This is a genomic window from Winogradskyella sp. PC D3.3, assembly GCF_054366245.1.
Genome location: NZ_CM135962.1, coordinates 3161764 through 3185620, shown reverse-complemented (window position 1 = coordinate 3185620; position 23857 = coordinate 3161764). Strand labels below are relative to the sequence as shown.

Genomic DNA, 23857 nt, shown 5'->3' with positions numbered 1-23857 from the left:
GGGGTAAGGGTAGGCCTGTTGTCTTATAGCCACTTTATATTACAACCCATACTAGGTTTTTGGTTAGGGTTTACGGGTTCTTTGTTAATTAATGCATTCATGGCTGCTCTAATATCTTTTCCTGTTACTGGTATTCCATTTCCTGGTCTAGAATCATCTAATTGTCCTGTATAAACTAACTTTAAATCGGCGTCAAATAAGAAGAAGTCAGGTGTGCATGCAGCGTCGTATGCTTTGGCAACTTCTTGTGTTTGGTCATATAAATACGGGAAAATATAATCGTTATCTATGGCATTTTGAGTCATTAACTCTGGCCGATCTTGTGGATAATTTTTTACATCGTTGCTAGAAATAGCGATGCAGTTGATGCCTTTTGAAATATAGTCTTTAGCCAATTGTGCCAACTCAGAACTCACATGGATTACAAAAGGGCAGTGGTTACATATAAAACAGACTAAAGTTCCAGTTGTGCCTTTTAGTTCGTTGAGTGATTTTTTTGTATGATCTTTTGTGTCTATAAGAGTAAAATCAGGTGCTTTAGTACCAAGAGGTAGCATGTTAGATTCTGTACGAGCCATTATTTTATATATTTGTATTGAATTAGAGGTTTATTAGAATATATGGAAAAGATAATAACATTTGAAGACTTTACAAAAGTAGATTTGCGTGTTGGGACTATTATCGAGGTGAACGATTTCCCAAAAGCTCATCGTCCGGCGTATCAATTAACCATAGATTTTGGTACATTAGGGATTAAGAAGTCTTCTGCACAAATTACAACACAGTATAATAAAGAAGATTTATTACATCGTCAAATTTTGGCTGTAGTGAATTTTCCTAAAAAGCAAATTGCTAATTTTATGAGTGAATGCTTGGTTGTGGGGGCTGTAAAAGCAGATGATGTGTTTTTATTGCATCCTGAAACTAAAGTTAGGAATGGAGTACAGGTGTCGTAATGAATTTATATGTTTCAAAGACTTAAAGTTTAAATATGAAAACATAAGACATCAGGAAAATATTATTTTTAACCATCACCAATCACCAATCACTAAAGCCTACATCTCTTCTCTAAAGAAAATAGCATTCATTAATAATTTATTAGTTCCATACCAAAACGCTCTAAAATTAGTGTTGTCTGTAAAAGCAACAATGTTTCCTCTTCCCATTTTTCCAATTTTTAACGGCACGGTTTTACTAATACTATCTAGATTTTCTTCAGAAATATAGCCACTTAATAATGGATTCTTAGTATATTGAATAGGGTTGTTGTAACTGTTTTTATCTTCATTTATAAATAAGGTTGAATTTCTAAACATTGGCAGTTTATCATTTTTATAGCCAAAATTAATAGGGTGAGAGCGATCTAATTGGGTTTCAAAAATAGCACCTCCAATAACTTGTGCACCTCTAAAATCACTGCGCTGCTCATAACTAATGTTTTTTGCGGTATGCTTATTCTTTTTAAAATCAATTGTCATTAATTTTTTAGTATTCAACCATTTTAACGCATTTTTATAAGCCACTAAAGTCCCACCATTACTAATCCATGATTGTAATTTGTTTGTATTACTATCGTTTAATCCTGAATAAGAGTTGACCATTATAATGGTATTATAACGACTTAAATCGGCTCTGCTAAAATTTTTAGTGTCTAATTTTGTCGCAATAATGTCATAACGCGTATCGAATAAATGCCAGATTTCTCCAGCGTCATAAGAAGTCATTCCTTCTCCAACTAAAAGAGCAATTTTAGGTAATTCTAAGTTGCTGAAATTTCGGCTGCCTAAGTCTATGCCATCGTTTAAACCTGTTGCAACCACATCTATTTTTATGTGGCTTTCTCGTGCCGCTTCATTTAAGAAATTATAGATTTCAGCCGTCGTTAAATCTTGGTTTTTCGCAGGAATCATAATTGTTCCATAGTCATAAGATTTTCCATTAGCTTTAAACTGTTTCATGGCAACTTTTGCGCGTAAACCTTTCTTTAAAATGGCATTTAGAAGTTTAGGAGAATAGTACTCGTGCCATTCAAATAAATAGGCATAGTCACTTTGAGAACTAACACCACCGACTTGCTGTTTTAAATTGGTAACTTCATTTGCGACATTAGTTATTGTGGTTTCTGTATAATCTAAATTGAAGGCCAAAGGGAATGTCCAAGCCGAAATATCATAAAACAAACTGTCTTGAAACGTAGTTCGTTTTTCAAACATGGCATTAATTAACCTTGTGTTCTTTTGATTTTTAGGGACAATATAACTGTAGCCTTTTTTGTAGGTTTTTCCGTCTTTTGAAAAATCAGATTTTAAGTCGTAAAAGGTAATACGATGACGTTTTAATATTTCGGCTAAATGATATGTTTTTGCCGCATCTTTCTCGTCTCCAAACACAATTGCATTTTTACCTTCTTTAGAGGCTTCATTTCTTGCATTTTTAAAAAAGTTATGCTGGTAGTCTAAAATATCTTTTCGCATTCCATTGGCTGCTGCAAGTGTTGATAAAGCCGCTGTAAATTGATTTTTTATAGTAAAAGGAAAGGTTAATAAACCATTTTCACTTTCCTGAACATGCCCACGAGAGCTGGCTTGTTCAAACAAAATGCCAATACCTCCATTAATATCTGGAAAAGTAGAGCCTTTACCGTAGTAGAAATCATCAAAACTTTCTTCAGAATAGTATAAAGAGCCAATTTTATCTAAAGCCTTTGCGTGGTATGTTGCAATACCTTTAGTGAGGTCTTGGTTTAATTGCGGTGTTAAGGGATGTGTACGCGATGGAATTCCAGGTTGAAAAAAGAAACTTGCATTGGTGCCCATTTCATGATGATCCGTTAAAATATTAGGCATCCAATTATGAAAGGTTTCAATGCGCGCTCTAGATTCTGGTAATTGCACAGGCAGCCAATCTCTGTTCATATCAAACCAGTAATGATTGGTACGTCCTCCAGGCCAAACTTCACTGTATTCTCTATCGTTTGGGTCTGGGTTTAGGTTAATGTTTTTATTAGAATTTGCCCAATAAGCGAAGCGCTGTAAACCATCTGGATTTAATGAAGGATCCAATAGGATTATAGTGTTTTTTAATAAATTATCTATTTCAGTTCCTTCTGCAGCAGCCAAATAATAGGCAACTAACAATGCTGCATTTGAGCCACTAGGTTCATTGCCATGAATTGAAAACCCTTGGTAAACGACAATAGGTCTATTTTCTGAATTAGCAGAATTTGATTCGGTAGCTTCAATATGAGCGGATTGAATTGCTTTTATATGCTTATGATTTTCAGATGCTGTAATGGTTAGTAGGAGCAAAGGTCTGTCTTCAAAGGTTTTGCCTCTATCCTCTAGTGTAATTCTATCTGAAGCATTCGCTAAAGCTTTCATGTATTCCACTAGCTTATCATGGGTAACGTGCCATTCTCCAACTTGGTGGCCTAAGACACGCTCTGGTGTAGGTATGTTTGGGTTTAAAGTTACGTTTTGTGGTAAATAATAGGATAATTCAGTTTGTGACTGAGACAACAATGTTGAAGTCGCTAGAATAAAGAGTAGAAGGATGCGTTGCATAGCATTGAAGGTTGGTTAGACCTTAAAAATAAAAAAAACCTTGACAATAGTTGTCAAGGTTTGTTATTATTTAACCGAAGCTGTTTTTAAATATCGTCGAAACTGATGTTGGTAAAGCTATCTGTACTTTGAATATCTTCAGTTGTTTTAGCCTCTTGAGTAACAAAATCATCTTCGCGTTTAAAGTCTTTTTGATGACGTTCGCTAATCACTTCTTGACCTTTTTCGTTAATGATATAATCTGTCATTTCTGCTAAGATCTCTTTAAATTCAGTAAAATCTTCTTTATATAAGTAGATTTTATGCTTTTTATAATGGAACGAACCATCGTCGTTGGTGAATTTTTTACTTTCTGTAACCGTTAAATAATAATCACCAGCTTTTGTAGCTCTAACATCAAAGAAATATGTTCTTCTTCCTGCACGTAATACTTTCGAATATATTTCTTCTTTGTCCATCATTTCATAATCACTCATAACTCAATCTATTTTTTAGTTTCAATCCAAAAATCTAAAAAAAAAGTAACCTAAGCAACAAATAATCACATTTCTTTTTCAGAGTGCTGTTTGTTGTATAATTCCTTATAGTAACCATCCTTATTTATAAGGCTTTCATGATTTCCTGACTCTATAACAATTCCGTCGTCTAAAACAATAATTTTATCTGCATTCTTAGCAGAAGATACACGATGGCTTACGATAATTGTAGTTTTGCCTTCTGTGATTTTTACGAGGTTCTTTAAGATTTTTTCTTCCGTCTCTGTATCAACAGCAGACAAACAATCGTCAAATAATAAAATTTCGGGCTTTTTAATTATGGCTCTTGCTATTGAGACCCGTTGTTTTTGACCACCAGATAAAGTAATACCACGTTCGCCTAAAACCGTATCGTAGCCTTTGTTAAAGCCTACAATGTTTTTATGCACTTTTGCATTTTTTGCAGCATCTATAACCTCTTCGTCTGTAGCGTCTTCTTTTCCAAATTTTATATTGTTTTTTATACTATCTGAAAACAAAAACGCATCTTGTGGTACATAACCAATACTCTGTCTTAAACTTAAAAGATTTAAATCTTTAATATTAGTATTGTCAATTAGAATAGTGCCTTTATCGATGTCATATAAGCGGCCAATTAAATCTAGTATGGTCGATTTACCAGAACCTGTTTTTCCAAGTATGGCTAAGGTTTCACCCGAATTTAACTTAAAGCTTATGTCTTTTAAAGCTTCAATATTAGTGTCAGGATAGACAAAGGATACATTTTTAAATTCTATATCTCCTTTAATTGGCGTTAACTCAGTGGCTGTGTTTTTAATGTCTGGTTCTGTATTTAAGAATTCATTAATACGTTCTTGTGAAGCTTCAGCTTGTTGTATTAAAGACGTTACCCAACCTACAGTAGCAACAGGCCAAGTTAGCATGTTAACATAAATAATAAACTCTGCGATGGTTCCAATTTGTTCAATTTCGCCATCCATATATTGCATACCGCCAATATATATAACAATCAAGTTACTGATTCCAATTAATAAAATCATCATTGGAAAAAATAAGGCTTGTACTTTGGTTAGGTTGATTTGTTTTTGTCGGTTTTCTGCCGAAAGTTTTTCAAACGCCTTATTTGTTCTAGGTTCAATACCGTAAGACTTAATAACCGAAATACCACTAAATGTTTCTTGTGAATATGTTGACAGGGTGGATAAGGATTGTTGTACAATGGTACTACGTTTATTAATTAAGCGACTTAATTTATAAATGGCTACCGAAAGAAAGGGAAGCGGTAATAAGGTATATAAGGTTAGAGTAGGCGATCTATCAATCATGTAAATGATGGCAACAGCAAATAACGTAATGGTATTGATGGTATACATTATAGCTGGTCCGACATACATTCTTACTTTACCAACATCTTCACTTATCCGATTCATTAAATCTCCAGTTCTATTGGATTTATAAAACTTTAAAGACAATACTTGGTAGTGTTGATAGATTTCATTTTTAAGATCAAACTCTATATAACGCGACACATTAATAATGGTTTGACGCATTAAAAACGTGAAAATTCCGGCTACAACTGCAGCACCTACGAGGTAGAGAATGTTAATCATTAGCTCGCTTCTAAAAATTTCTTCTGAAATTTTTCCGTCTAATCGGTCGGACACAACGTTTATAGATGCACCGACTAATCGTGGTGTAAAAAGTGCAAATACCTTGGCTACTATAGTAATAAGGATTCCTATAATAAGACGATATTTATATTTTATAAAGTATTTATTGAGATGTTTTAGTGCCTTCATACTGTACTTAGTAGGTCAAAAGTATTGTGATAATCGTATTTAATAGTTAATATTTTGCTAATCCTTTAATTATAATTTACTTTTGCGTGCTGTTTTTAGAAAAAAATAAAACGCCCAAAAATATACATACATGACTTCAGAAATTATATCTTCAAAGGAATTAAAAAAAATGGATCCAGTTTTTGGACAACATTCTTTTGATAATCATGAACAAATTGTTTTTTGCAACGACAAAGATACTGGTTTAAAAGCTATAATTGGTATTCATAATACAGTTTTAGGTCCAGCATTAGGTGGTACTAGAATGTGGAATTATGCTAATGAGTGGGAAGCCCTTAATGACGTATTACGTTTGTCTCGCGGAATGACTTTTAAATCTGCTATTACTGGATTAAACCTTGGTGGCGGTAAAGCCGTTATTATCGGAGATGCCAAAACACAAAAAACACCAGAATTAATGCGCCGTTTTGGAGAATTTGTACATTCTTTAAGTGGTCGTTACATCACGGCAGAAGATGTGGGGATGACAACTGAAGATATGGATACCGTGAGAGAAGTGACTCCATATGTTACCGGAATTTCAGAAAGTAAAGGTGGAGCGGGAAATCCGTCACCAATTACTGCTTATGGTGTTTTTATGGGAATGAAAGCGGCAGCCAAATTTAAATTTGGGTCAGACGTTTTAGAAGATAAAAATATATATGTGCAAGGTATTGGTAATGTTGGTGAAGCCCTTGTAGAACATTTGGTAAACGAAGGAGCTAATGTAACGATTGCAGATATTAGTCAAGAGCGTTTAGAAGAAGTTCGTAGTAAATACGGTGTTACCATTTATGGTGGAAAGGATATTTACAGTGAAGACATGGATATTTACGCCCCTTGTGCTTTAGGTGCAACAATAAATGACGAGACAATTTATAAGTTGAAAGCCAAAGTGATTGCTGGAGCTGCAAATAATCAATTAGCAGAAGAGCGTAGTCATGGTTTAATTTTAAAAGAACGTGGTATTGTCTATGCTCCAGATTTTTTAATTAATGCCGGTGGAATTATCAACGTTTATGCAGAATTAGAGAATTATGGTCGACAAGAAATTATTCGTAAGACTGAGAATATTTACAATACCACTCTTGAAATTTTAGATAACGCGAAAGTTAATAATATTACGACGCATAACGCGGCTTTAAATGTTGCTAGAGAACGTATTGAAACGCGTAAAAGAGAAAACTTAAAATAGTCTGAATTATATTCTAATATAAAAATTAAATAATAGTATTTTTGCAAGGTGAATCTTAACTAGGTTCACCTTTTTTAATAACCCATACTAAAAGTAAGTTCTTACACATGTTAAACCGAAGACATATCAGAATTAAAGCCATGCAATCTATGTATGCTTTTAAAGGTCACGAGAGTGATGATCTAATAAAAGAACAAAAGTTTTTGTTACACAGTTTAGATAGTATGTATGATTTATATTTATCGCTTTTAGCGTTGCTCACTGAGTTGCACAAAAAAAGCAAGAATCATAACGAAAAACTGCAAAATAAACTCTTAGGTACTGATGCAGATAAAAATCCTGATTTAAAGTTTCAAGAAAATCAACTGTTACATCTTATTAGTAGCAATACTATGTTGCAAGAAGCAATAGCCAATAAGAAGTTGAATTTTTGGGATTTAGATTTCGAATATGTAGACATTCTTTTTAAAGCTATTTTGAAAAGTGATATTTATAAGGCTTACACAGCAGATACTGAACCGAGTTTTAAGAAAGATAAAAATTTTGTAATCGATGTATTTACAGAGATTATCGCACCAAACGAGAAGCTTTACGATTTCTTTGAAGATAAAAAGATTACATGGGTTGATGATTTACCTGTTGTAAATACAGCCATGTTAAAAGTATTACGTAAGCTGAAATTAACGTCTCCAGAAACGGCCTTGTTACCAAGTTTGTATAAAGATGATGATGATAAGGAATTTGCAATTGAATTATTTAAAAAGACATTTTTAAACAGTTCTAAATTTGCAGAAGAGATCAGTAAGAAAACTACGAATTGGGATTCTGAACGTTTAGCAAGCTTAGATGGTGTATTGTTGAAAATGGCACTATGTGAATTTCAAAAATTCCCTTCTATTCCTCATAAAGTTACAATTAACGAATATTTAGAAATTGCTAAGGAATATTCAACACCAAAAAGTAGTTTGTTTATTAACGGAATCTTAGATAAAATAGTTAAGGAATATCAATCTGAAAATATTCATCCTAAAGCAGGAAGAGGTTTAATGTAATTTATGATATGTCATAAAAATCATATTTTATAGAAAACTATGGTTTAGGTCAAATAACCAAGTTGAATCGTAGTTACTTAGACGGTTATTTCCTATTAAAATATGTTAACAAGAACTTAAAAATTTTAAATCCTTAAAATAATGATTAACTTCGTATTCTGAACCAAATTTTAACAAAAATATAAAATAATGAAAAAAGTAATTTTAGGACTTAGTGCATTATGCATGATAGCGTTTACATCTTGTAAAGATGATGCTGCGAGTAAAATTAAATCTGAAAATGTTGCTGTTGCTGCAGAAAGAGATGCCAATGCAGGAGATTTTGCCGTTTTAACTTTAGATAAGACAGAACACGATTTTGGTACGATTGCAAATGGTACTCCGGTAGAAACAGTCTTTAAGTATACAAATACAGGTAACTCTATGTTAGTTGTTAGTGATATTAAAAGTACTTGTGGATGTACAGTTCCTTCAAATTATACTAAAGAAGTTCAACCAGGTGAAACCGGTGAATTTACCGTTAGATTTAATGGAAAAGGTAATGGTAAAGTTACAAAATCTTTAACGATGACTACAAATACTGAAAAAGGTAAAATACCTGTAAGAATTACGGCATTTGTAGAGAAAGATCCAAATGCACCTGCAGCTACTAACGCAGCGAAGTCAACAACAAAAGCTGTTAATCCTTTAGCTACAGATAATGGAGCTGCTGCGCCAAGAAAATACTCTACGCAACCAGGTCACGAAGGACATAACCACGATTAATAAATAATTACTTATAATTACTGAATGGACGCAATAGGATCATTTTTACCGTTTATCGCAATTTTTGCAGTGATGTATTTCTTTATGATTGCACCACAAATGAAACGTTCTAAACAAGAAAAAAAGTTTGCCAGCGAATTAAAGCGTGGTACTCGTGTTATTACTAAAAGTGGTATGCACGGAAAAGTTGTAGAATTAAATGATAAAGATAACAGTTGTGTTATTGAAACATTAGCAGGAAAAATCAAATTTGATCGTTCTGCAATTTCTATGGAAATGAGTAATAAATTAAATGCACCAGCTGTTGTAAAATAGATTGAGTTGTATTATAAATTATTAAAAAGACTGTTCATTAATTTGAGCAGTTTTTTTTTGTTTCTATCAATGTTATTATTGAAAGTCACTGTGATGAAACCAAATTCAAAAACGAGTTTTACCATTTAAGCCGTAGGTTGATAGGCTTCATTTTATAGTTTCTTTGAGTTTTGTACTCGTAATTATGCTATGCAAAATACTTAGCGCTTCTGAAAACTGATGATTGAGTTTTATATGGTTAGTGTGTACCAGGCTCCTTTTTTATTTGAATTGAGCTAGTCATTGTTCTAGCTTCCAAAAAGTCGATTAAAGAATCCTGTTTTATTTTTAACATTTCTTAAATCTGCGATAACCCAATCATTACCGTTAAGTTGGTTTAAAAATGGAAAGTAGGAGGGGCTAGCCTTTTCAAAATCGATTTTATTACATAATTAATCATTGTTTTTCCAAATTGTATAGACGACGTTATCATGGATTTCATTGACCTCAAAAGGGCAAAAGTTTCCTTCACTTTTCCCATGAGCTCTAGAATCTAATGCTACGGAGTTAAATCGGTTGACAGATAAAAATTTACTTAATTCTATAAAGTGATTTTTGTTAGAGCGAATGCCATGCAAGAGAATAACCGTTCCTTTGGTTGTATCTAAACTCTACGAATAGGTTAATAGAGCAGATAGTTTAAGGCTATCAAACGAATTAAAAACGAATTCTTTTTGATTTAATTTTGACGCATTAGTGGAAGTTACGTTGATGTTAACATTTTTATTTCGTTTTATTAAGCCAACGACAGGATTTCTAATTTCTGAAATAAGTCGAGGTGAAAAAAAATGTACCACTACCAATCCAAGAATTAGTGTAACTAATGAAACACGTTTTAAGAGTTTTACACGTTTCTTAGTCAAAATAATTAGTCTTCGTCAAAATCTATACTTTGATAAGCACCAGCATCTGGCGAAACTGTTCTACTCACATTTAATATATCATTAGGAACTTGAGTCGCAAAAGTTGAAAGTCCGATGCCATCTGCTGCAGAATCATCACCAATACGCATCCTATTCTCAAAAGCATCTTCAAATTCTGGTTGTTGATTAAATACGTTGCCTATATAAAATATTTCATCGTCAAAATCATAGTTACCATTCCCTTCAAGATTGTCATTATCGAATCGTAATAAGCAGTTAGTAAATTTATAATTAAAGATATCGCCTTCATTTTCTAATAAAAACTCAGGATTATCATTACCATAAATAATACAGTTATTGAAATTGGCTTCCGTTAAATCGTTTGTAAAAACGGCATTGTTTTCATCCACTATAAAATCATTTATAAGTAGGGCAGGGTATTGTCTAAAACTGTTATTCCAATAATTAGCAATCGTACAATGTGTGAAATTATATTTTCCACCATACGTGCCAGCAAATGAGGATTGGCCAGCATTATTAATCACTACATTTTCTGCTTTAATAGAGGTTGCACGTCCTAAAATTCCAAAACTACTGACATTATAAATTTGAGAATTCCTAATGGTTAATTTATCGTTTGGCGCATTTTGATCTCCTTCAGATAATACGCCTATGGTTGCATTTTTTATAGTCGCGTAATTAATGGAGTTGTTTTCACTGCCACTATACAACCAAATCGTTCCCCATTGACCAGGAATATCTTCGTAAAGTGGTTCTAAACGATCACCTTCTAAAATGACTTCGTTTTCTAAAACGTCTTGGTTATCACTTAATTCTCCATTAATTTGAAGTGATCCATTATTGGTCACTATAATTCCAGAATCCGCATGAAAATGAACTCTCGCACCAGCTTCCATGGTTAAGGTTTTACCAGCTCCAACACCAGCATAACCATAAATGACATATGGTTTATCGTTGGTAAACGTTAATTCATCATCCGCAAGATAACGACCTTGTAATGTGGTTTCGTCTGGTGTACCATCTCCATCGACATCAAAACTTAAGGTTTCAATAATACCAGTTTCATCATCTTTACTCGGATAGATAAAAACAGCATCTTTAACTAAAGTGACAACATCTACATCTTGTTGATTGCTTCCTGCATCAAAAAGGATTTTATCGGTATATAAAAATTGATTATCTAAGGCTCCTAAAGTTGTAATATCGATTGTGGTTTCAATGAAAATAAATAAACTATCGTTAGCTAATAATTCAACATCTTCAAAGAATTTACCTTCTTGCGCGCCTTCTAATCCTGTGGTGCCATCAATATTCATTCTGTAACGAGAACTCAGACCATTTTCAAATTGTATGGTCGGAATCACAATATCATCATCACTGCGATTATATACTTTAAGATTGTAGGTGCTAGAACCAATGTTTGTAAAAACAGTATCTAAATAAATGGTGTCTTGGGCAAACTCAAGATTTCCTTTACTTGGTGTAAATTCAAAATCGTTACGACAAGAACTCCAAAATAGTAAGATTCCAAAACAAAGTAAAAATGATAGCAATCGCTTCATAAGTGATAAATATAATTAAGGCTTAAAAATATAACTTTTGAAGTTAGGATTTATTATAGTTAAGCAATAATTATATAATGCTTGTCATTCCTGTGAAGACAGGAATCCACTTTACCACTGTAAGTGTTTTTTTACCAACAGTTTTCAATTAGATGATGTTGGATATAAAATTGTTGGTAAAAAACACCAACAATGGCTCGTCAGTTCTCGATAAAAAATTGCGAAAACGCAATTTCAATCGAACTGACGCTAGAATCTACTGATTAGAATAAATTAATCCTTAGTTAGTGGCTCCTCTCCATATTCCTCTAACAAAATTAAAAAGAGCTGACTATTTGTTACTAATTCTTCGAGTAATGCCATCTTATTTTCATCTTTAAGTAATGCTGAGCTTAATTGTTTAGCAGCACAAAACTCTAAAAAAAGATATTTATGTTCTTCAGGGATTTTAAGGTTTTCGATTAATAGTTGACTATTAAAAAAAGAACTTTTTTCAATTAGTAGTTTAAGGCTTTCGTAGGTAATAGTTGTTTCTTCAAGTGTTTTTGGTTTTTTTGACTTTAATAAATCAACTAACTTGCGAGCCAAGTAAATAAAATCTACACCCTGATTGTTTCCTAAAGGAGCATATTTTTCGGGATGATTTTTTATATCTGTTTGAATTAAATTTTTAAGTTCAATATTATAAGTTTCTTCGACAAACACAAGTTCTTCTGGTGCTGCTTTTATTTCAACTTCATCGAGTTCTGTGAGTATTTCTTTGAGTTCGAAAACGGCAACACCATTAAAATGAATGTCTTTAAGTATCACAGCTTTTGGATGGTAAAATAAAGACTCAAATAAAATGGTGTCATTCACTTTGGCATTAATACTAAAATCTCCATTTTTATTGGTCGCAGTTAATCGGTTTTGAGTGTCATTAAAGACTTTTATGTTTTCTATGGTTGTTGTAGAATTATAAACTTTACCTTTTAAAACTTGGGCATTTAACCCCAAGGGCAAGGCTAACAAAAAGATGAGAATGATGAATTGACGCATGGTTGATTTGATTGATGCGATAAAGTAAAGAGATTCAAATTACAATTAACCCAACGTTAAACAAACTTTAACCTAAATAAATGTTAATCCTCTGTTTTAAAAGATTGTAAAGAAGAAAAATGAAGGTGTAATCTAATTAAATAACTCAGCAATTTCAGGAATGATACGCGTAGGTCGCTGTGTTTTATTGTCTATTAAGCACCATTTTGCCTTAGACTTCACTATTAATTGATTGGTTTTAGCATTGATGATTTCTACATGTCTTGTGGTAGAAACGGCTTCAATTTTTGGCACATAAGTTTTTAAAAGTAATTTATCCCCTAATAATGCCTGATTTTTATATTCAATAAAATGATTGACCAAAAACCAAGAGTAGGCTTCTAAAATATCTTTTGTGGCATAAGCCAACCAGTGATCCTTAGCAATATCTTGAACCCATTGTACATAGCGTACATTGTTTACATGGTTACAGATCATCGATGTCATCTTTTGTAACGGTAATGGTTTTTTCGAATGTCTGCACAGTGCTATTATTGTTTCATTATTCTAACCTCAAAAAGTTTGTCCCAATTTTTTCCTGTTACAAAAATGGTTTGGCGTTCTGGATGGTATGCAATTCCGTTTAGGACGTCTAATTCAGGATGTTGAGTTACTAGTTTTCTTAAAGGTTTAAAATCAATTACACCTTCGACACCACCTGTTTTTGGATTGATAATGGCAACTCCATTTTTCTGGTAAATGTTGGCAAAAATCTTTCCGTCAATCCACTCGAGTTCATTTAAATTAGGGATTTTACCTTTTTCTGTATAGACCTCAATATGTCCTTTTTCATTTAGGTTTTCAGGGTTTAATAAATATATTTTTTCTGTACCGTCGGATTTATAAAGTGTTTTTCCGTCATTACAAATGCCCCAACCTTCTTTGCTTGTTCCATAATTAAAGGTGCTTAACTTTTCAAAAGTATTAACGTCGTAAATAAATCCACGTTTGGCCTGCCATGTAAGTTGATATATTTTATCATTCAAAACCGTTAAGCCTTCACCAAAATATTGATTTTCTAAATGGATATTTTTTAAGACTTCTCCAGTTTCAAAATTTACTTTTCTAAGTTTCGATTCTCCACGCTGACCAGTACTTTCATATAGTTCACCATTATAAAATTCTAATCCTTGGGTGTAAGACGTAATATCATGAGGATATGTATTTACAACCTCGTATTTGTAATAAGAAGGAATACTATTATTAAAAATTTGAATTGATTTTGATAGCGTTTCTGTTTTATCTCCCCAATTGACGGTGGCTGTAATTTCTTTTTCACCTAAAGTTACCTGGTTTAAAACGGTATTGTTTTCAATGGGTTTGCCATTTAACTGATAACTCACTTTAGTAAGCTCTAATTGTTTTGGATTATTGATTGAAAGTTTCAATGTATCACCAAACATTAAAGATTTTACCGAAGTATTTATAGATAAACTAGATTGTTTTGAAGCATTTGTATCACCACAATTGGATAAAAATAAGCTTAAAGCTAAGAGAATGAAATATTTAGAAATGTGCATAAGGACTGTTTGAATTTTTAGCAAGTTATTAAATAAAATTCAGTTTAAAAATCTCTATAAATTATTGCGAAAGTATTAAAAGATTGTATCTTTGCACCTGGCAAGTCCTACACAACCAGCTCCTGTTGAATCCTCCAGGGCGGGAACGCAGCAAAGGTAAATGGTCGTAGCGGTGTGATGTAGGTAGCTTGCCTTTTTTTGTACCCTAAACTCAAATCTTGAACGCCTCGGCGCATCGAGATTTTTTCAGTTTAGAGAAGTTCTAATTGAGGTTAGTTTACTATTATAAGAGCTACTAATTTCAGAAGTTGTATTTTCGATATTATAATTTATAAAACAGTATGTCTAAAGTTGTATTAATAACAGGTGGTTCTTCAGGAATAGGAAAAGCTGTTGGTGAATTTCTTCAAACCAAAGGATTTAACGTTTATGGCACAAGTAGGAATCCTGATAGGTATCCTAATAGTAAATTTCCTATTGTAGCTTTAGATGTTACAAAGCCAGAAACGATTTCTAATTGTGTAGCAGAAATCCTAACCCACGAATCTCGAATAGATGTACTCTTAAATAATGCAGGTGCAGGTATTACTGGTCCGATAGAAGAGATTCCTGATATAGAAATAAAGCGCAATTTTGAAACCAATTTATTTGGTCCAATAAATATGATTAAGGCTGTGTTGCCAACTATGCGCCAACAGAAATCGGGTTTAATTATTAACGTGACGTCTATTGCAGGTTATATGGGACTGCCATATAGAGGTATTTATAGTGCTAGTAAAGGAGCATTGGAGCTAGTTACGGAAGCCTTTAGAATGGAGTTGAAGGGGTTTAATATCAATATGACGAATGTAGCTCCTGGAGATTTTGCCACCAATATTGCGGCTGGTCGTTATCATGCTCCGGCCTTAGAGGATTCTCCATATAAAGCGACTTATGGAAAAACGTTAAGTATGATGGATGAGCACGTGGATAGTGGAAGTGATCCGCAGCAAATGGCAGAAGCGATATTTAAAATCATTCAGACTAAAAATCCGAAAATCCATTATAAAGTAGGTGCCTTTATGCAGAAATTCTCAATAGTTTTAAAACGAATTCTTCCTGATTCAGCTTACGAGAAGCTATTGATGAATCATTATAAATTGTAATGTGTTGGTAAGTTATTTTAGGTGTAACATAGCACAAGAACGTTTATGAAAGGTTTAAAATTTCTACTTTTGGTGGTGTGTTTTTTATTGCTCAGTTGTGAGGATATTATAGAGTGCATCATTAATAAACGACCAGAGATTCCTAATACATCGTTTCATGTTGGTTTTGTTAATACCTATTATTATGAAGGCTTAACTTCAGAAATAAAAAATGAGCCTCGCGATGATGATTATGGCTATACCTATGAAATCTATGGCGACTTACCCGATGGTTTGGAAACCTTTACTAATTTTAGAACGCTCTCTATAGAAGGGACCCCTCAGACCGCTGGGACATTTACTTTTACTATACGTCTTTATGTCGACCCACCAGAATATTATGATGAAGATTCTGGACAATATGAAGATTCTTTGTGTGCGTATTCTACATCTAAAGCGTTTACGATAATCATCAATTAGAATCTTTTGTTAATATATTCTGAAAAATCATTCCTATAAATGAGGCTTAAAGTCGTAAATTCGCGACAATAAAAAACACAACAATTCAAAACAAGTTTTTATGAAATTTTTTATCGATACAGCAAACCTAGAGCAGATTAAAGATGCTCAAGATATGGGTATTTTAGATGGTGTAACAACAAACCCATCGTTAATGGCTAAAGAAGGCATTACAGGAACGGATAATATTATGAAGCACTATGTGGCTATCTGTAATATTGTAGATGGTGATGTTTCTGCAGAAGTTATTTCTACAGATTTTGAAGGGATGGTAAGAGAGGGGGAAGCCTTAGCAGAATTACACGATCAAATTGTAATTAAATTACCAATGATTAAAGATGGTATTAAGGCTTGTAAATATTTTTCTGATAGAGGAATTAAAACCAATGTTACTTTAGTCTTTTCTCCTGGTCAGGCGTTATTAGCGGCTAAAGCAGGTGCAACGTATGTCTCTCCTTTTATCGGTCGTTTAGATGATATTTCAACAGATGGTTTAAACCTTATTGCTGAGATACGTCATATCTATGATAACTATGCTTTTGAAACTCAAATATTAGCAGCTTCTGTTCGTCATACCATGCACGTTATCGATTGTGCTAAATTAGGTGCAGATGTTATGACAGGACCATTAAGTTCAATCACAGGATTACTTAGACACCCATTAACAGATAGTGGTTTAGAAAAATTCTTAGCAGATTATAAGAAAGGAAATTAATTAACGTTCTATATAACAGTTTTAAAGAGCATCTTGTTTTACAATAAGGTGCTCTCTTTGTAATAGCTCCTCAAGGGTTTCAATAAATTGAGAATTAAAGATATTGGCATTAGGATGTAAAATGATACCGTTTTTATCAACAATAATACATTTGTTTAAGTAGTTTACGGCTAGTGTTTTACGTGCTTCTTTTGAATTCTTAAATTTAAACTCGTTAATCGTTGGAAAGTTGTAATTGTCAATGATTTTTTTCCAGAATTTATCGTTATTATCATTCACATTTATTGAAATAAAATCCATTTGAGGGAAATTCACTTTCAACTTATCTACCATATAATGACTATTTCTATATTGTGATTTAGAATTTGACGACCAGAAATAAATTATTGTTGGTTTGGTAATAATGGAATTGATAAAATACTCAGTGTCGTTATAATTCACAATAGAAATATTAGGCAACGGATTCCCTTGACGTAATAATTTTAAAGACGAGACCAAATCGGTCATATATAACTTGTCTTCTTCGTTAGTACTCTTTTCTAAGTAATAATTAAGTAATTCATTTGCTTCATCTTCTGTGTGATTATAGCTAATGTATTCTCGTGCTTTATACTTTAATAAGTTGTTTTTAATAATGGGATCTGAGATAATACTATCAATTAAATCTAATTTAGATTTATTGTAGCCCATAGCATGTCTATTAAACTTACTGTGGTAGGCATTATCTTTATAATAATTGTCAATGGCTAGGTTATCGATATGAGAGAATAAAAATCGGTTATAAGCAAAGAAGCGACTTAAATAGGTCGCATTATAATCGATGTTTTTTCTGTGAGCAAAAAAATCTTCAGGTAGATCTTTAATGTGAATCATTTTGTTATTACCGAAGTATGCAAAAGGATAAATCTCCTTGTCAGCGTATGTGTTGTAATTGATATTGGCTTCTATAATTGATTTAAAAAATTCGGATTCTTCGTTACGCTCTAAAAATTGATGAAACTCTTTTAGTTGTTTTTGTCGCCTGTTTTCAACAAAATCATTAAAAGCTTCTGGTTCCATTTTAGAATATTTAACCAATTGTTTGGCTTCCTTTTCATTAGATAGATAGGTTTTAAGAAGATAATTGTTCTTTTTGGCTCCATGTCCGGTAAACACTAAAGACTCATCAAAGTCATAAGTATTTAGTCTAAACATTATACTATCAAAAGGCTCTAATAATAACATTTGATATTCGCCACCATGAGTAAGCGAGTATAAACCCGGATGAAGATTATCTATTTTATAAATAAAACGATTATTGGCATCTAAAGTGATGGAGTCTAAAATCTGTCCATTGGTATTATAGAGAATAACACTATTGTTTTTAGGATTGATAATTTCGCCACCAATATACGCATAGTCACTAGTATTTCCACCTTTGAATTGACATCCAAAAACAGTTGATAATAAAGTAATAGTAAAAACTATACGTAGCATTTGCATGTAAAATTTATAATCGATTAGAAAACAAAAATATAGGATGCTTTACGTATCTGCTGTTAATACCTCGTTAAAACTTATAGGTAAGTCTTAAATTTTAATGAAATGCATAAATTAAGATGTGTTGCGGTTGTTTTGTTATATTATTAGTGGCTTTAGTGATGTGCGTTTCGTACAGTTTGTAAACCGAAGAGCAGGAATCATCTTCAGAAACGGCTTTCAATTTGAATTTTACCACTTTTTTAAGATTCATAATGCTGTAAAATAGCAGATTTTGGGTTTAATTTTCTACTTTTGCACTCTCAAAAATTCGCCTTCATTTATCGTGAGGTTAATAGATTAAAATTTAAAGACATGTTATCAGTTTCTAATCTTTCAGTTCAATTTGGAAAACGCATACTTTTTGATGAAGTAAGCACGACATTTAATAATGGTAATTGCTATGGTATTATTGGAGCCAATGGTGCCGGAAAATCTACGTTTTTAAAGATTATAGCGGGCAAAATGGATCCAACTTCTGGAAGTGTTCATTTAGAGCCAGGCAAGCGTATGTCTGTTTTAGAGCAGAATCACAATAAACATGATGAAGATACTGTTCTTGAAACGATTTTGAAGGGGAATAAGCCTTTATATGAATTGAAATCTCAGCTTGATGCACTTTATGCCGATTATACGGACGAAAACGCTGAGAAAATAGGTGAGCTTCAAGTGCAGTTTGAAGAAATGAATGGTTGGAATGCAGACAGTGACGCTGCAGCGATGTTGTCTAACTTAGGGATTAAGGAAGAATACCACTACACCTTAATGAAAGATTTAGATGGTAAGCAAAAAGTACGTGTATTATTGGCACAAGCTTTATTTGGCAATCCAGATTTGTTAATTATGGATGAGCCTACCAATGATTTAGATTACGAAACGATTTCGTGGTTAGAGAACTTTTTAGCAAATTACGAAAACTGCGTAATTGTGGTTTCTCACGATAGACACTTTTTAGATTCGGTTTGTACGCATATTTCGGATATCGATTTTGGGAAGATTAACCATTTCTCTGGTAACTATACGTTTTGGTACGAGTCGTCTCAATTAGCAGCAAGACAACATGCACAGCAAAATAAAAAGGCTGAAGAAAAGAAGAAAGAATTAGAAGATTTTATTCGTCGTTTCTCTGCTAACGTTGCTAAATCTAAGCAAGCAACGAGTAGAAAGAAAATGATTGATAAATTAAATATATCAGAAATTAAACGTTCTAGTCGTCGTTATCCTGCTATCATTTTTGAACGCGATCGTGAAGCTGGAGATCAGATATTGAATGTTCAAGGTTTATCAGCTAGTATAGAAAACGATGTTTTATTTAGTAATATAGATATTAACTTAAATAAAGGAGATAAAGTGGTGGTGTACTCTAAAGATTCTAGAGCAACAACAGCGTTTTATCAAATTCTTAATGGTAATGAACAAGCGGATTCTGGAAAATTTGATTGGGGAGTTACTACTACACAATCGTATTTGCCATTAGATAATAGCGAATTCTTTAATAATAAATTGACTTTGGTCGATTGGTTACGTCAGTGGGCACAAACAGAAGAAGAGCGTGAGGAAGTAAATATTAGAGGATTCCTTGGGAAAATGATTTTTAGTGGTGAAGAAGCTCTAAAAACATCAGATGTTTTATCTGGAGGCGAAAAGGTTCGTTGTATGCTTAGCCGTATGATGATGATGAGAGCTAACGTATTAATGTTAGACGAGCCAACCAACCACTTAGACTTAGAAAGTATTACAGCGTTTAACAATTCGTTAAAAAACTTTAAAGGCACCATTTTATTAACAACACATGATCATGAGTTTGCGCAAACCGTTGGTAATAGAATTATAGAATTAACACCAAGTGGAGTTATTGATCGTTATATGACGTTTGATGAGTACATGAGTGATAAAAAAATAAAAGAACAACGCGAAAAGATGTATAATGTTACGGCTTAATAGCATCTTATTCCTTTAAAATAGAAATGCTGATATTTTTTAATATCAGCATTTTTTTAGTTTTAACTTGAAGTATCTATTCATACTAAGGCAGGTTTTAAAAAAAAACAGCCTAAGTATTTTAAGTCGTACATTCTAATTATGGTAGAGTATTGCTTATCATTAAGAAGCAGCTTCCATTTCAGCTTTTACTCTATTAATAATCGCCATAGCTTTATCTAATTCATCATTATGGACAAAGACTTCTTGGAAGCCTTGATTCATTGATGCATAACCTGCTAAACGTTGCGATTCTCCTTCGTCTTTTATGATTGGTATTATGCCAGAGGCTTCCAATTCGTCTTTAACTCGTGTAACTAAAATAAAATTACCGTAGTAAACTTTTGTATATTCTGTAGTGCTCATAATTATAGGTATTAATTCATATAGAAAAGTTACGAAATTTTCTTGAGATTATTTACTAAATAAATCACAATTTTATTTGTTTTAACTATAATTTGTTAATTTACTATAGTTTTTGGTTATCGAAATATCAGATAATAAAATATTATAAATTAAATATCAGTATCTTAATCTATATTTTTATCAAAAATTAAAACGAAAATTACGATATATGGAAAATTCAGCTAAAGACTCTGCCGATTCAATTCATGCAGAAAATCAAGAAACTAACCCACATGGAGGATCAGGATTAGGTAAATGTCCTTTTATGCAAGGCGCAATTACTACCACAGAAAAATCAGTAACAGATTGGTGGCCAAACACGCTAAACTTAGACATTTTACACCAACATGATACTAAAACAAATCCCCTTGGTGCTGACTTTGACTATCAAGAAGAATTAAAAAAATTAGATGTTGCTGCACTTAAGCAAGATTTACACGATTTTATGACCGATTCTCAAGATTGGTGGCCTGCAGATTGGGGACATTATGGTGGATTAATGATTAGAATGGCATGGCATGCGGCAGGTTCATATAGATTAGCTGATGGACGTGGAGGCGGAGGAACAGGAAACCAGCGTTTTGCACCTTTAAATTCTTGGCCAGATAATGTAAGTTTAGATAAGGCGAGACGTTTATTGTGGCCTATCAAGAAAAAATATGGTAATAAAGTAAGTTGGGCAGATTTAATTATTCTTGCCGGAACTATTGCGTACGAAAGTATGGGATTAAAAACCTACGGTTTTGCATTTGGACGTACAGATATTTGGCATCCAGAAAAAGACGTGTATTGGGGAGCTGAAAAAGAATGGTTAGCACCAAGTGATGAGCGATATGGTAATGTCGATAAACCAGACACTATGGAAAATCCATTAGCCGCTGTACAAATGGGATTAATTTATGTGAATCCAGAAGGAGTTAACGGTAAACAAGATCCGTTAAAAACAGCATTGCAAATTCGTGAAACGTTTAAACGTATGGCGATGGATGATGAGGAAACGGTGGCTTTAACTGCTGGTGGACATACCGTAGGGAAAACACACGGAAATGGAGATGCTAGTATTTTAGGTCCTGATCCAGAAAGTGCAGATGTAGATGCACAAGGTTTAGGTTGGTCTAATCCAACAAAATCTGGTAAAGGAAGATATACCGTTACTAGTGGTTTAGAAGGAGCTTGGACAACACACCCTACAAAATGGGATAATGGCTTTTTCGAAATGTTATTTAACCACGAGTGGGAATCTAGAAAAAGTCCTGCAGGAGCAGACCAATGGGAACCTGTAAGTATTAAGGAGGAAGATAAGCCTGTAGATGTTGAAGACTTAACAACAAGGCTTAATCCAATGATGACCGATGCAGATATGGCCATGAAAATGGATCCTATTTACAGAGAAATTTCATTAAAATTCATGAATGATTTTGATGCGTTTTCTGACGCTTTTGCTCGCGCTTGGTTTAAGTTAACGCATCGTGATATGGGACCAAAAGACCGTTGGTTTGGACCAGATGTACCAAAAGAAGATTTAATTTGGCAAGATCCAATTCCAAAAGGGAATAAGGATTATAATGTTGACGCTGTTAAAGCTAAAATTGCAAGTACAGATTTAACAATATCAGAATTAGTGTCTACAGCTTGGGATAGCGCAAGAACGTATAGAGGATCAGATTTTAGAGGAGGATCAGATGGAGCGCGTATTCGTTTAGAACCACAAAATGCTTGGGAAGGTAACGAGCCTGCACAATTACAAAAGGTATTAGCTGTTTTAGAACCTATTGCTTCGGAATTTGGAATTAGTATTGCAGATACTATTGTATTAGCTGGTAATGTTGGTGTAGAAAAAGCAATCAAAAATGCAGGTTTAAATGTGAATGTTCCTTTTACACCAGGTAGAGGTGATGCAACACAAGAAATGACAGATGTTGAATCTTTTGAATCTTTAGAACCACTTGCAGATGGTTATAGAAATTATCAGAAAAAAGAATATGTAGTGAGTCCGGAAGAAATGCTACTAGATAAAACACAATTACTCGGCTTAACAGCTGCAGAAATGACGGTTTTAGTTGGAGGCATGCGTGTCATGGGAACCAACTATGGAGGCACAAAACATGGTGTGTTTACGGAAAATGAAGGTGCTTTAACAAACGATTTCTTTGTAAACCTTACTGACATGACTTACGAATGGAAATCTCAGGATAATGGAATCTATGAAATCAAAAACCGTCATACAGGTGAAGTGAAATACACCGCAACACGTGTAGATTTAGTATTTGGATCTAACTCTATTTTACGTGCGTATTCAGAATTATACGCGCAAGATGATAGCAAAGAAAAGTTTGTAACGGATTTTGTTTCAGCTTGGACAAAAGTGATGAACGCTAATCGTTTTGATATATAATACCTATTAAACATTGATATAAAAAGGAATGGACTTGATGTGCATTCCTTTTTATTTTAAAAATTTTAAAATTTCAGAAAATGAAAAAAGATACCGATGTTTTTTTTGAAGCTATAAAAGTTGGCGATAAAGACAGATTAAAAGCTTTAATGTGTATTAATCCACAATTAGTAAACAGTCAAGATGCTCGTGGATTTACTCCACTTATTTTAGCGACCTATTTTGATAATGATGTGGCCACACAATTGCTAATTGAGCATAAGGCCGACCTTGATGCTAAAGATGCATCAGGAAATACGGCATTGATTGGGGTTAGTTTTAAAGGGAATGTAGCTTTAACAACCACCTTATTAGAACATGGAGCCGATATTAATGCGGTGAATACTAATGGTGTCACAGCTTTGATATTTGCGACGCAATACAACAAGGTTGCTATTGTAAAATTACTTCTAGACTATAACGCAGATACTAGCATTAAAGACAACGATGGTAAAACGGCTTTAGACTATGCGAGAGATAAACAATTTGATGAGATTGTGGAGCTTTTAGACTAGTATATAGTAACTTCAATTAAAAACTGAGTTTAAAATTAGCTTGTTATGGCTTTTTTTGTACTCAGTTTTTTTGTAATTGAAGTCAGGCGTGTGCTTTATTAGTGTTTACAGGGAGTTTACCTTAGTTTTAGCTGAATCCAACACGTTATAACTTGTATTGTTGTATTTGCGTTTTTTTAGAGCAAAATGGGCTATGGCTTAAGATAAAAAAAGGACTTGTTTGTTGTGTTTGGTTATTGGATTGGGAGGTGTGAAGTATTCAAATTCTTAAATAAAAATTGAATAACACCGCACACAATGGATTAGAGCATGAAAAACTGAAATGATTTTTGAGATAAGA

At 33.2% G+C, this 23857-nt stretch carries 22 protein-coding genes and 1 other RNA gene; 12 read left to right on the top strand and 11 right to left on the bottom strand.

Annotated elements, in window-relative coordinates; all coding sequences use genetic code 11:
* Positions 1 to 23 precede the first annotated feature (23 nt).
* Entirely contained in the window at positions 24 to 578 is a 555-nt protein-coding gene (locus ACXGSQ_RS14025; RefSeq protein WP_458626778.1) for a thioredoxin family protein, read from the bottom strand.
* A gap of 42 nt (positions 579 to 620) precedes the next feature.
* Here ACXGSQ_RS14025 and ACXGSQ_RS14020 point away from each other — a divergent pair, with 42 nt between their 5' ends.
* A complete protein-coding gene (locus ACXGSQ_RS14020; RefSeq protein WP_458626777.1) occupies positions 621 to 956 on the top strand; it encodes a tRNA-binding protein in 336 nt (111 codons plus the stop codon).
* Between the two features lie 99 nt (positions 957 to 1055).
* Here ACXGSQ_RS14020 and ACXGSQ_RS14015 read toward each other — a convergent pair whose 3' ends face one another.
* The 3 genes from ACXGSQ_RS14015 to ACXGSQ_RS14005 form a co-directional block, all read right to left on the bottom strand.
* A complete protein-coding gene (locus ACXGSQ_RS14015) occupies positions 1056 to 3563 on the bottom strand; it encodes a M14 metallopeptidase family protein (RefSeq protein WP_458626776.1) in 2508 nt (835 codons plus the stop codon).
* An 86-nt stretch (positions 3564 to 3649) separates the two neighbouring features.
* Entirely contained in the window at positions 3650 to 4039 is a 390-nt protein-coding gene (locus tag ACXGSQ_RS14010; protein ID WP_458626775.1) for a PUR family DNA/RNA-binding protein, read from the bottom strand.
* Positions 4040 to 4104: 65 nt separating this feature from the next.
* Positions 4105 to 5859, bottom strand: a complete 1755-nt coding sequence (locus tag ACXGSQ_RS14005; RefSeq protein WP_458626774.1) for an ABC transporter ATP-binding protein — start codon at positions 5857 to 5859, stop codon at positions 4105 to 4107.
* A 130-nt stretch (positions 5860 to 5989) separates the two neighbouring features.
* Between ACXGSQ_RS14005 and ACXGSQ_RS14000 the strand changes: the two genes are divergently transcribed.
* The 4 genes from ACXGSQ_RS14000 (at position 5990) to yajC (ending at position 9225) form a co-directional block, all read left to right on the top strand.
* The gene (locus ACXGSQ_RS14000) at positions 5990 to 7093 is read left to right on the top strand and encodes a Glu/Leu/Phe/Val family dehydrogenase (protein WP_458626773.1); all 1104 of its coding nucleotides are present in this window, start codon (positions 5990 to 5992) and stop codon (positions 7091 to 7093) included.
* Between the two features lie 107 nt (positions 7094 to 7200).
* Positions 7201 to 8145: a transcription antitermination factor NusB gene (gene nusB / locus ACXGSQ_RS13995; RefSeq protein ID WP_458626772.1), complete on the top strand. Its 945-nt coding sequence runs from the start codon at positions 7201 to 7203 to the stop codon at positions 8143 to 8145.
* A 189-nt stretch (positions 8146 to 8334) separates the two neighbouring features.
* Positions 8335 to 8910, top strand: a complete 576-nt coding sequence (locus tag ACXGSQ_RS13990; RefSeq protein WP_458626771.1) for a DUF1573 domain-containing protein — start codon at positions 8335 to 8337, stop codon at positions 8908 to 8910.
* Positions 8911 to 8934: 24 nt separating this feature from the next.
* Positions 8935 to 9225, top strand: coding sequence for a preprotein translocase subunit YajC (yajC, locus tag ACXGSQ_RS13985; RefSeq protein ID WP_458626770.1), 291 nt, complete (start codon positions 8935 to 8937; stop codon positions 9223 to 9225).
* Positions 9226 to 10132: 907 nt separating this feature from the next.
* Here the strand turns inward: yajC and ACXGSQ_RS13980 are convergent.
* From ACXGSQ_RS13980 to ACXGSQ_RS13965, 4 genes are all read right to left on the bottom strand, one after another.
* Positions 10133 to 11710, bottom strand: coding sequence for a right-handed parallel beta-helix repeat-containing protein (locus tag ACXGSQ_RS13980; protein WP_458626769.1), 1578 nt, complete (start codon positions 11708 to 11710; stop codon positions 10133 to 10135).
* Between the two features lie 273 nt (positions 11711 to 11983).
* Positions 11984 to 12748 (bottom strand): hypothetical protein, encoded by a 765-nt coding sequence (locus ACXGSQ_RS13975; RefSeq protein WP_458626768.1) that lies wholly within the window; start codon positions 12746 to 12748, stop codon positions 11984 to 11986.
* Positions 12749 to 12880: 132 nt separating this feature from the next.
* Positions 12881 to 13234 carry an acyl-CoA thioesterase gene (locus tag ACXGSQ_RS13970; protein ID WP_458626767.1) on the bottom strand — a complete coding sequence of 118 codons (354 nt, stop codon included), beginning with the start codon at positions 13232 to 13234 and terminating at the stop codon, positions 12881 to 12883.
* A gap of 44 nt (positions 13235 to 13278) precedes the next feature.
* A complete protein-coding gene (locus ACXGSQ_RS13965; protein ID WP_458626766.1) occupies positions 13279 to 14307 on the bottom strand; it encodes a glutaminyl-peptide cyclotransferase in 1029 nt (342 codons plus the stop codon).
* Between the two features lie 98 nt (positions 14308 to 14405).
* Here ACXGSQ_RS13965 and ffs point away from each other — a divergent pair.
* From ffs to fsa, 4 genes are all read left to right on the top strand, one after another.
* Positions 14406 to 14504, top strand: an RNA gene (gene ffs / locus ACXGSQ_RS13960) — signal recognition particle sRNA small type.
* Positions 14505 to 14648: 144 nt separating this feature from the next.
* On the top strand, positions 14649 to 15452 hold the full coding sequence (locus ACXGSQ_RS13955; protein WP_458626765.1) for an SDR family oxidoreductase: 804 nt from the start codon (positions 14649 to 14651) through the stop codon (positions 15450 to 15452).
* Positions 15453 to 15497: 45 nt separating this feature from the next.
* Positions 15498 to 15911, top strand: a complete 414-nt coding sequence (locus ACXGSQ_RS13950; protein WP_458626764.1) for a hypothetical protein — start codon at positions 15498 to 15500, stop codon at positions 15909 to 15911.
* A gap of 100 nt (positions 15912 to 16011) precedes the next feature.
* Complete coding sequence (fsa, locus tag ACXGSQ_RS13945; RefSeq protein ID WP_458626763.1) at positions 16012 to 16665, top strand: fructose-6-phosphate aldolase; 654 nt, start codon at positions 16012 to 16014, stop codon at positions 16663 to 16665.
* A gap of 21 nt (positions 16666 to 16686) precedes the next feature.
* On the opposite strand, the gene ACXGSQ_RS13940 is transcribed toward fsa, so the two are convergent.
* Both ACXGSQ_RS13940 and ACXGSQ_RS13935 read right to left on the bottom strand, forming a co-directional pair.
* Positions 16687 to 18141 (bottom strand): TlpA family protein disulfide reductase, encoded by a 1455-nt coding sequence (locus ACXGSQ_RS13940; RefSeq protein ID WP_458626762.1) that lies wholly within the window; start codon positions 18139 to 18141, stop codon positions 16687 to 16689.
* A 100-nt stretch (positions 18142 to 18241) separates the two neighbouring features.
* Entirely contained in the window at positions 18242 to 18397 is a 156-nt protein-coding gene (locus ACXGSQ_RS13935) for a hypothetical protein (protein WP_458626761.1), read from the bottom strand.
* A 101-nt stretch (positions 18398 to 18498) separates the two neighbouring features.
* Between ACXGSQ_RS13935 and ACXGSQ_RS13930 the strand changes: the two genes are divergently transcribed.
* Positions 18499 to 20124, top strand: a complete 1626-nt coding sequence (locus tag ACXGSQ_RS13930) for an ABC-F family ATP-binding cassette domain-containing protein (protein ID WP_458626760.1) — start codon at positions 18499 to 18501, stop codon at positions 20122 to 20124.
* Positions 20125 to 20286: 162 nt separating this feature from the next.
* Here ACXGSQ_RS13930 and ACXGSQ_RS13925 read toward each other — a convergent pair whose 3' ends face one another.
* Positions 20287 to 20529 (bottom strand): putative signal transducing protein, encoded by a 243-nt coding sequence (locus tag ACXGSQ_RS13925; RefSeq protein WP_215924874.1) that lies wholly within the window; start codon positions 20527 to 20529, stop codon positions 20287 to 20289.
* A 208-nt stretch (positions 20530 to 20737) separates the two neighbouring features.
* Here ACXGSQ_RS13925 and katG point away from each other — a divergent pair, with 208 nt between their 5' ends.
* The gene (gene katG / locus ACXGSQ_RS13920) at positions 20738 to 22963 is read left to right on the top strand and encodes a catalase/peroxidase HPI (protein WP_458626759.1); all 2226 of its coding nucleotides are present in this window, start codon (positions 20738 to 20740) and stop codon (positions 22961 to 22963) included.
* Between the two features lie 80 nt (positions 22964 to 23043).
* Positions 23044 to 23517: an ankyrin repeat domain-containing protein gene (locus ACXGSQ_RS13915; protein WP_458626758.1), complete on the top strand. Its 474-nt coding sequence runs from the start codon at positions 23044 to 23046 to the stop codon at positions 23515 to 23517.
* The last annotated feature ends 340 nt before the right edge of the window (positions 23518 to 23857 follow it).